Source organism: Pseudomonas lurida, assembly GCF_002563895.1.
Taxonomy (GTDB): domain Bacteria; phylum Pseudomonadota; class Gammaproteobacteria; order Pseudomonadales; family Pseudomonadaceae; genus Aquipseudomonas; species Aquipseudomonas lurida.
In genome coordinates this window covers 2532268-2540529 of the sequence record NZ_PDJB01000001.1, presented here as the reverse complement: position 1 = coordinate 2540529, position 8262 = coordinate 2532268, and the positions used below count along the sequence as shown (strand labels likewise).

Here is an 8262-nt window from a genome sequence, read left to right as displayed (position 1 = left end):
GGGGGTGACATGGGAAGCGGGGACAAGGGGAATCTGGGTTGGTTCAATCTCAATGTGAATACCGTATTGCCGTGCTGAGCTGACTCACTACAGGTTCAGGCGCGGGTCAATTTCAGGTGACGGGCGTACCACGGCCGTCTCGGCACGCGCTTGAATAGGCCCTGCAACAGGGTTTCGTCTTCACCGAAAGTAATGCGCAGCGCCAGCTTCATGGTCTCCGGGTCCATCTCCATCGACCGGCCCATCTGCAAGCCCGGCGTGGTGCTGCAGCCATGGGTATCGGGACCCAGCCAGGGGTCGCCGACCTCCACCCAGCGGCCCGGTGCGAACCAGGCCACACCATTGACTTCCATACGGCTGACTTCGCCCGGATTGAAACGCTCATGGGCGCGGAACCAGTCTTCGATACGGTCATCGATCCAGCCATGGAAGTGCCAGAACACCGGGTTGACGTGGGAGGAGAACGGGTCGCCAAGGAAGTCGTTCTCCGCGGCGTACCAGCGTGGGGCGAAGTCGGAGGGGTCACGGGCCATGGGCACGGGTGCGCCGTTGGACGGGTCGCGCGGCACCGAAGCCCAGCGCATGTGCAGCCAGTCGTGCAGGCCCAGTTCCATTTCGGAGCCCAACTGCCCCAGGGTGAATTTGGCCAGGTAGCGCGGGTCGCGGTATTGGGACTCCCACACCTGGAAGTTGCTGTGATACGTCTCGGCAGCCTTGATGTCGCTGACCCACTGGGTGTACTCGCTGTCATCCGGCGCCAACCAGGTGGGCGGCAGCGCGAAACCGTCGTGGTTGTCGAAGTAGCGCAGAAAGCCCAGGCGATCACGCTCCAGGGCCGGCTGCGGCTCGGGGAAGCGCGGCCATGAAGGCAGGTGCTGCATGGAACGCGCCGTACCGAGCATGTGCCGATGCATAAAGAAGAAGTCGATCCCCGAGCCGTTGCGGTCCTTGCGTTTGCCCCGTGCGTCGCGCTCCTGTCCACGCGGGCCAGGCTGCCAGCCGATACCGCGCAAGGCGTCGCGTTTTTCTTCGGAGAGTTTGTGCCACTGGTCGCGGGTGGCGTGCCACAGCTGGTGAAACAGCCGGTGCTCAGGGGCGACCAGCCAGGCCAGCAGGGTCGGGTTGAGCCCGATACGCTGGCGGGCCTCGGGGAACCCCTGTTTATGGGCGATGAAGCGACTATCGCGTTCAACCAGCGCCAGCGGTCGATCCAGGTCGAGGATCTGACCGCTCAGGGTGCTGCTGCCGGCGTTGGCGAAGTCGGCCCAGACCTGGTCAAGGGTCATCTTGAACTCATAGGCCGGCATGCCATCGGCCGAATCACGGTCGATGAGGCGCCAGTAGAGCACCGCGCTTTCCCCTGTCAGCAGATCGCCCAGCACGCGGTAACGCGGTTCGCCCTCGGCGCGCAAGTTGACGGCGGTGTCCAGGTAGCCGCGCAGGCCACGTCCACGGGGGGCGATGTCGAGCAGCAGCGCCAGGCCTTCCAGCGGCAAGCCCTTGAGACCGGCGTCGCGGCCTTCCAGGCGCAGGTTCCAGACTCCACGCAGCGTGTTCGCCAGGTGCTGGCCGGCGGTGTCCGCCAGGTCCACCGTGGCTTCGCCGGGGGTGATGGGAAATTCTTCTTCGCGCGTCAACTCGCGATGGGCATAGAAGGCGGCGGGCACAGCGGCGCCTGTCAGTGCCAGGCCTGCGATGAACCCACGTCGAGAGATGGTCATTGTCTACCTTAGGAAACGGCTTTATCAGAGCTAGAACGTTTGCCCGCCGGGGAAATTTACCGGCGCGCCCTCGCCGCCTAAATTTCCCCGGCCATCACTCGTCCTTCCCTGATAGCGAAGGCCTCAACTGACTGAGATGGCAATGACAAAAACACGTTCGAAAAAGGCGCTGTATATCGGCTTGCCGCTGGCACTGGCCATCGGTGCCGGAGCCGGTTTCCTGGTCTGGAATCACTGGTTCAAGGGCAATGCCGGTTACCCGCTGGCAGTGATCAAGCAAGCCAATGAAATGCAGGATCGGCTGCTGTCGTTCGACAGCCATATCACCGTGCCTGTGAATTTCGGCACTGCCGGCAACGAGGCCGACAAGGACGGTGAAGGCCAATTCGACTTGGCCAAGGCGGCACGCGGGCGTTTGTCCGGTGCGGCGCTGACGATTTTCGGCTGGCCGGAAATCTGGAACGGCCCCAACGCCCCGCACAAGCCCACCGACGGCTTTGTCGAGGCGGCGCGCAACGAACAGGAAGTGCGCTACAAGATCATCAGCGGCATGGTGCGCGACTACCCCAACCAGGTCGCCATCGCCTACACCCCGGACGATTTCCGGCGTCTGCACGGCGAAGGCAAGTTCGCGATCTTCATCAGCATGCTCAACGCCTACCCGCTGGGCAACGACTTGAACCTGCTGGACCTGTGGGCCGCGCGCGGCATGCGCATGTTCGGTTTCAGCTATGTGGGCAACAACGCCTGGTCAGATTCATCGCGGCCCCTGCCGTTTTTCAATGACTCCACCGACGCCCTCGACGGCTTGTCGGACATTGGCAAGCAAGCGGTGCATCGCCTCAATGACCTGGGCGTCATCATCGACGTGTCGCAAATGTCGACCAAGGCCCTGGAGCAAGTGGCGCAATTGAGCCGCACGCCCATGGTGGCGTCGCACTCGGCGCCGCGCGCGTCGGTCGATATCCCGCGCAACCTCAGCGACAAAGAACTGCAACTGATCAAGAACAGCGGCGGCGTGGTGCAGATCGTGGGCTTCTCCGCCTACCTGCGCCCGCTGAGCCAGCCGACCCAGGACAAGCTCAACGCCCTGCGCGCACGCTTCGACCTGCCACCGCTGCCCAACCTGGCCGTGGCGTTGATGCCGGGCGACGCAATCATTGCCGCCTGGCCGGAACACAAGTTCGGCGAGTACGCCAGCGCGCTGTACGGCATCCTCGATGAAGAACCCAAGGCCACCCTCAAGGACCTGGGGGATGCCATCGACTACACCGTGCGCAAGATCGGCATCGACCATGTCGGCCTCGCTTCCGACTTCAACGATGGCGGCGGCGTCCAGGGCTGGAACAACGTCGGCGAAATACGCAACGTCACTGCCGAACTGATCCAGCGCGGCTATTCCGAAGCCGATATCGCCAAGCTGTGGGGAGGTAATTTCCTGCGGGTGTGGGACCAAGTACAAAAAGCCGCCAAGCCCTTGGCCAATCGCTAATCACCTAGAAGCCAGTCCATGACCGACCGCCGTACGTTTCTCAAGCAAGCGGGTGTATTTGCCGCCAGCCTGCCACTGGGTGCCGCCCTGCTCCCACAGGCACTCGCCGCCACTGCAGCAGATGACCCATGGACGGGGCTCAAGCAACTGTTCAACCAGGACCCCAATTACCTGCACTTTTCGAACTTCCTGGTGGCTACCCATCCCAAGCCGGTGCGCGACGCCATCGAGCGTTACCGCGCACAGATCGACCGCAACCCAGGGCTGGCCATGGACTGGGACTTGCAGGAAGCCTGGAAGCGTGAAGGCCAGGTACGCGAGTGGGCCGGCCGCTACCTGAAGGCCACACCGCCGCAGATCGCCCTCACCGGCAGCACTTCCGAAGGGCTGGCGATGATTTACGGCGGGATCAAGGTACGCCCTGACCAGGAGATCCTCACCACCGTCCACGAACACTATGCCACCGCGTTCAGCCTGGATTTTCGCGTACGCAAGGAGCAGACCCAGGTCCGCAAGATTCGCCTGTTCGAGAATGCCAACCGCGTATCCGTCGACGAGGTGCTGGGCAACATCCAGCGCAATATCCGCCCCAACACCCGCGTGCTGGGCATGACCTGGGTGCAGTCCGGCAGCGGCGTGAAACTGCCCATCGGCGAGATCGGCAAGCTGGTGGAAGAACACAACCGCCACCGTGATGACAAGGACCGCCTCCTCTACGTGGTCGACGGCGTGCATGGCTTCGGCGTGGAAAACCTCGATTTCCCGGACATGCATTGCGACTTTTTCATCGCCGGCACCCACAAGTGGATGTTCGGCCCACGCGGTACCGGACTGGTGTGCGCCCGCGATCCGGACAACAAATACGTGACCCCCATGGTGCCGACCTTCTCCGAAGACAAGGACTTCGCCACCATCATGACCCCGGGCGGCTACCACGCCTTCGAGCATCGCTGGGCGGCGGACGAGGCCTTCAAGCTGCATTTGCAGCTGGGCAAGGCGCAGGTGCAGGCGCGCATCCATGCGCTGAATACCGAATTGAAAGATCAACTGCTGACGCACCCGAAGATCGAACTGGTTACCCCACGCAGCCCCGAGCTGTCGGCCGGCTTTACCTTCTTCCGGGTCAAGGGCCAGGACAGCGATGCCGTGGCGGCCTACATGATGAAAAACCGTGTGGTCATCGACGCGGTGGACCGTGATGTCGGCCCGGTGATCCGCACCGCACCCGGCCTGCTCAATGATTCCGATGAGATCCAGCGTTTCATGACCGTGCTGGGCCAGCGGGTGTAACGCACACTTTTTCCACGTTGAATGAGAGGACTCCATGAACAAACCCCTCACGGCACTGGCACTCACCGCCCTGTGCGGTGCCTTGTTGCCAAGCCTGGCCCAGGCCGCCGCGCCACAACCCGGCAAGGTGTTCAAGGACTGCAAGGACTGCCCGGAAATGGTGGTGCTGCCCGCTGGCACCTTCACCATGGGCACGCCGGAAGATGAAGTCGGCCGCGAACCAGATGAAGGCCCGATGCACGACGTGACCTTCGCCAAGCCATTCGCCATGAGCCGCTTCCACATCACCGCCGGCGAATGGGACAGCTATGTCCGCCAGACCGGCGTGAAGATCGCCGATGGCGACACGCGCCCCGGCCGCGAGTGCATCGCCAGCAAGCCGCGCTATCCCCAGGGCCCGCGCCAGCCGGCGGTGTGCATGGACATGGACGACATCAAGCACTACGTGGCCTGGCTGTCGAAAAAAACCGGCCAGCAATACCACATGGTCAGCGAAGCCCAACGTGAATATGCCGCGCGCGCAGGCTCAACCGGGCCGTTCCCCTTCCCGTTCGATGAAGGCAAGGGCTACAGCATCGCCAAGCATGCCAACACCTATGGTCCAGCCGATGGGTACAGCTACTCGTCGCCGGTCGGCAGCTACCCACCGAACGCCTTCGGCCTGTACGACATGCATGGCAACGTCTACGAACGAGTGGCTGACTGCGAACACCCCAACTACATCGGCGCGCCCACCGACGGCAGTGCGTGGATGGAGCCGCACTGCGAGGGCTACATGATTCGCGGCAATGACTGGGGCGAAGCGCCGGTGTTCTCGCGCTCGGGCAACCGCAACACCATCTACCCGCAGACGCGGGGGGATTGGATTGGGTTCAGGGTGGTGCGCGACCTGTAGTAACGCAGGAAGCCTCCATGGGAGCGGGCTTGCTCGCGAATGCAGTGTGACAGTCACCGGATAAGTCGACTGATGCACCGCATTCGCGAACAAGCCCGCTCCCACCTTGTTTAGCCGTGGCTGCTTTAGAAGCCCTTTTGTGCCAACAACGCCAACCCTTCATGCAACGCCGGGAACAGGCTGTTGTTGAAGTTGTTCCAGCGCAACTCGAGGATGGTGTCTTCGGGAGAGATCTCGGTCTTGAGCACGTCGTGGAACACTTCGCCCGAATCAATGCCGTTATCCACGTAGTGGAACGAGGCGCCAGTGAGGTACAGCGGCTCCGATGGCGTCGTGGCCTTGGTCGCCCAATCCGTCACAGTCAGCCCGCGCGCGCCATACAGGGCGTTCCAGGTTGCATAGGCGCCCCGGCGCTCGTAAGGCGACTCGATGCGGGTAATGCCCGGGTGGATGTTCATGATGCGGCGGGCAAACGGCGCCCCGGGGCGTACCAGCTCATCGAGGATCACCAGCAGACCGTCCAGCACCACGATATCGGCCTTCAATTCCACCAACGTGTCGTGCAGGCGGCGTTCGAAATCCTGCTTGCCGGCGATGTGTTCCGCACTGCCCCGTGGCAGGCGACGATAGGTGGACGGCACGCTCAACAGCAAATCATTGACCAGGCGCCCCTGCACCCGCAGATCGGCTGGGTAAAGCCACTGGCGCCCCGGCTGGTAGGCAAAACCGTAGTCACTGACCAATTGCTGGTCCCGCGGGTTCTGCTCGTCATCGTCATACACCACCCCCACCAGGTTGTAGGCATCGCCCAGCGGCGTGTCATTCAGCGCCCCGGCCAGGGATTCCAGCACCGACATCATGTAGCGCTCGTGGTCCTTGTAGGCCACCGGCTGCCCGGCCTTGTCGGCGGCGGCATTGCGCAGGGACCACACGTACACCAGATTCTTTTTCGTCATTGTTTCGCTCTCGCTGGATAGATCAGGCACGCGCCAATACGCGTGCGCCTACACCACAAGAACGAACCAGCCCTCGTGCAATTTATCCGCCCCCGCGCCCGCCGGGCACGCCGAGCTAAATAGTCGCGCCAATCCTTCGTTTGTCATGGGTAAGGGTCTGTGTGCCCAGCCCCCTCTTTTTCATTTTCCGGGAAGTATTTATGACCGACCCCAAGCGCGGCGCCTTCAACGGTTTGCTCGCATTGCTCAGGCCCTTTCGCACCCTCGTGATCGTTTCCGTCGCCCTGGGCATGGCCGGCGGCCTGGCCATCACGTTGTTGCTGGCGACCATCAACAACGCCCTGCACTCCTCCACCGGGATGACGCAGGGGGTGATCCTGACATTTGCGGCGCTGTGCGTGCTGGCGCTGACCAGTTCGATCGTGTCGGATATCGGCACCAACTACGTGGGCCAGCGGATCATTGCGGCACTGCGCAAGGAGCTCGGCGAGAAGGTTCTGTCGGCCCCCATCGAACAGATTGAGCAGTATCGCTCCCACCGGCTGATTCCGGTGCTGACCCACGACGTCGACACCATCAGTGACTTTTCCTTCGCGTTCACCCCACTGGCCATCGCAACGACCGTGACCCTCGGCTGCCTGGGCTACCTGGCGTACTTGTCGGTGCCGATGTTCCTGATGATGATCGTCGCCATCGTCATTGGCAGCAGCGTGCAATTCATTGCCGGGCACAAGGGGATTCGCGGCTTCGACCAGGCCCGCGACCTGGAAGACGAGTTGCAACGCTACTACTCTGCAATCGCTTCGGGGGCCAAGGAGTTGCGCATCCACCGGCCCCGCCGCTATCGCATGAACACTCACCGCATCCAGGAAACCGCTGACCGGATCAGCGATATCCAGGTGCGCTCGGTGAACATCTACATCGTCGCCAAGACCTTTGGCTCGATGCTGTTCTTCGTGGTCATCGGCCTGGCCCTTGCCATGCAGGCCTATAGCCCGAACCCGGACCCGGCAGTGATCACCGGCTTCGTGCTGGTGCTGCTGTACATGAAAGGCCCGCTGGAGCATGTGGTGGGTTACTTGCCGATCATCGGCAAGGCGCGCATTGCCTTTGCGCGGATCTCCGAACTGTCCGACCGCTTCTCGTCCCCCGAGCCCCACCTGCTGATGGATGGCAGTGAAGCCCCCACGCCGGTGGTCAACAGCCTGGAATTGCGCGGCGTGACGTACAGCCCGCCACCGGTGGAAGGCAGCCAGCCGTTCCACCTGGGGCCGATCAACCTGAGCATCAAGCAGGGCGATATCGTGTTTATCGTCGGCGAGAACGGCTGCGGCAAGACCACCCTGATCAAGCTGTTGCTGGGCCTGTATCAACCCCACGCCGGCGAAATCCGCCTCAACGGCGACACCGTGACCGACACCGCGCGCGACGACTACCGCCAATTGTTCACCACGGTCTTCGCCGACTACTACCTGTTCGATGACCTGGTCCAAGGCAGCGCCACGCAGTCGCTGGACAGTGCCGCCAAATACCTGGAGCGCCTGGAAATCGCGCACAAGGTCAGCGTCAAGGACGGCGTGTTCAGCACCACCGACCTCTCCACCGGCCAGCGCAAGCGCCTGGCGCTGGTCAATGCCTGGCTGGAAGAACGCCCGGTGCTGGTGTTCGACGAATGGGCCGCCGACCAGGACCCGGCTTTCCGCCGCGTCTTCTACACCGAGCTGCTGCCGGACCTCAAGCGCCTGGGCAAGACCATCATCGTGATCAGCCATGACGACCGCTATTTCGATATCGCCGATCAGCTGGTGCGGCTGCGTGCGGGCCAGGTGGTGCACGAAATGGCACCGGCCTGAAAATTCTTTTCCGGTTTCTGCAGGTAGGAACGTCTCACTAGTGGTAATGAGAATT

General features: G+C 62.6%; 6 protein-coding genes. 4 read left to right on the top strand and 2 right to left on the bottom strand.

Annotation, left to right across the window (positions count from 1 at the left end; translation table 11 throughout):
• Positions 1-95 precede the first annotated feature (95 nt).
• Positions 96-1721, bottom strand: coding sequence for a pyoverdine maturation tyrosinase PvdP (gene pvdP / locus ATH90_RS11545; protein WP_098466303.1), 1626 nt, complete (start codon positions 1719-1721; stop codon positions 96-98).
• A 142-nt stretch (positions 1722-1863) separates the two neighbouring features.
• Here pvdP and pvdM point away from each other — a divergent pair, with 142 nt between their 5' ends.
• The 3 genes from pvdM to pvdO are packed head-to-tail and all read left to right on the top strand — an operon-like array spanning position 1864 to position 5398.
• On the top strand, positions 1864-3213 hold the full coding sequence (gene pvdM / locus ATH90_RS11540; protein WP_098466302.1) for a pyoverdine-tailoring dipeptidase-like protein PvdM: 1350 nt from the start codon (positions 1864-1866) through the stop codon (positions 3211-3213).
• An 18-nt stretch (positions 3214-3231) separates the two neighbouring features.
• Positions 3232-4503, top strand: a complete 1272-nt coding sequence (gene pvdN / locus ATH90_RS11535) for a pyoverdine-tailoring periplasmic protein PvdN (protein ID WP_098466301.1) — start codon at positions 3232-3234, stop codon at positions 4501-4503.
• 34 nt (positions 4504-4537) lie between these two features.
• Complete coding sequence (gene pvdO, locus ATH90_RS11530) at positions 4538-5398, top strand: dihydropyoverdine dehydrogenase (RefSeq protein ID WP_098466300.1); 861 nt, start codon at positions 4538-4540, stop codon at positions 5396-5398.
• 125 nt (positions 5399-5523) lie between these two features.
• Here the strand turns inward: pvdO and ATH90_RS11525 are convergent, their stop codons facing one another.
• Positions 5524-6354, bottom strand: coding sequence for a formyl transferase (locus ATH90_RS11525; RefSeq protein WP_098466299.1), 831 nt, complete (start codon positions 6352-6354; stop codon positions 5524-5526).
• Positions 6355-6554: 200 nt separating this feature from the next.
• Here ATH90_RS11525 and ATH90_RS11520 point away from each other — a divergent pair, with 200 nt between their 5' ends.
• A complete protein-coding gene (locus ATH90_RS11520) occupies positions 6555-8207 on the top strand; it encodes a cyclic peptide export ABC transporter (protein ID WP_034104320.1) in 1653 nt (550 codons plus the stop codon).
• Positions 8208-8262 lie beyond the last annotated feature (55 nt).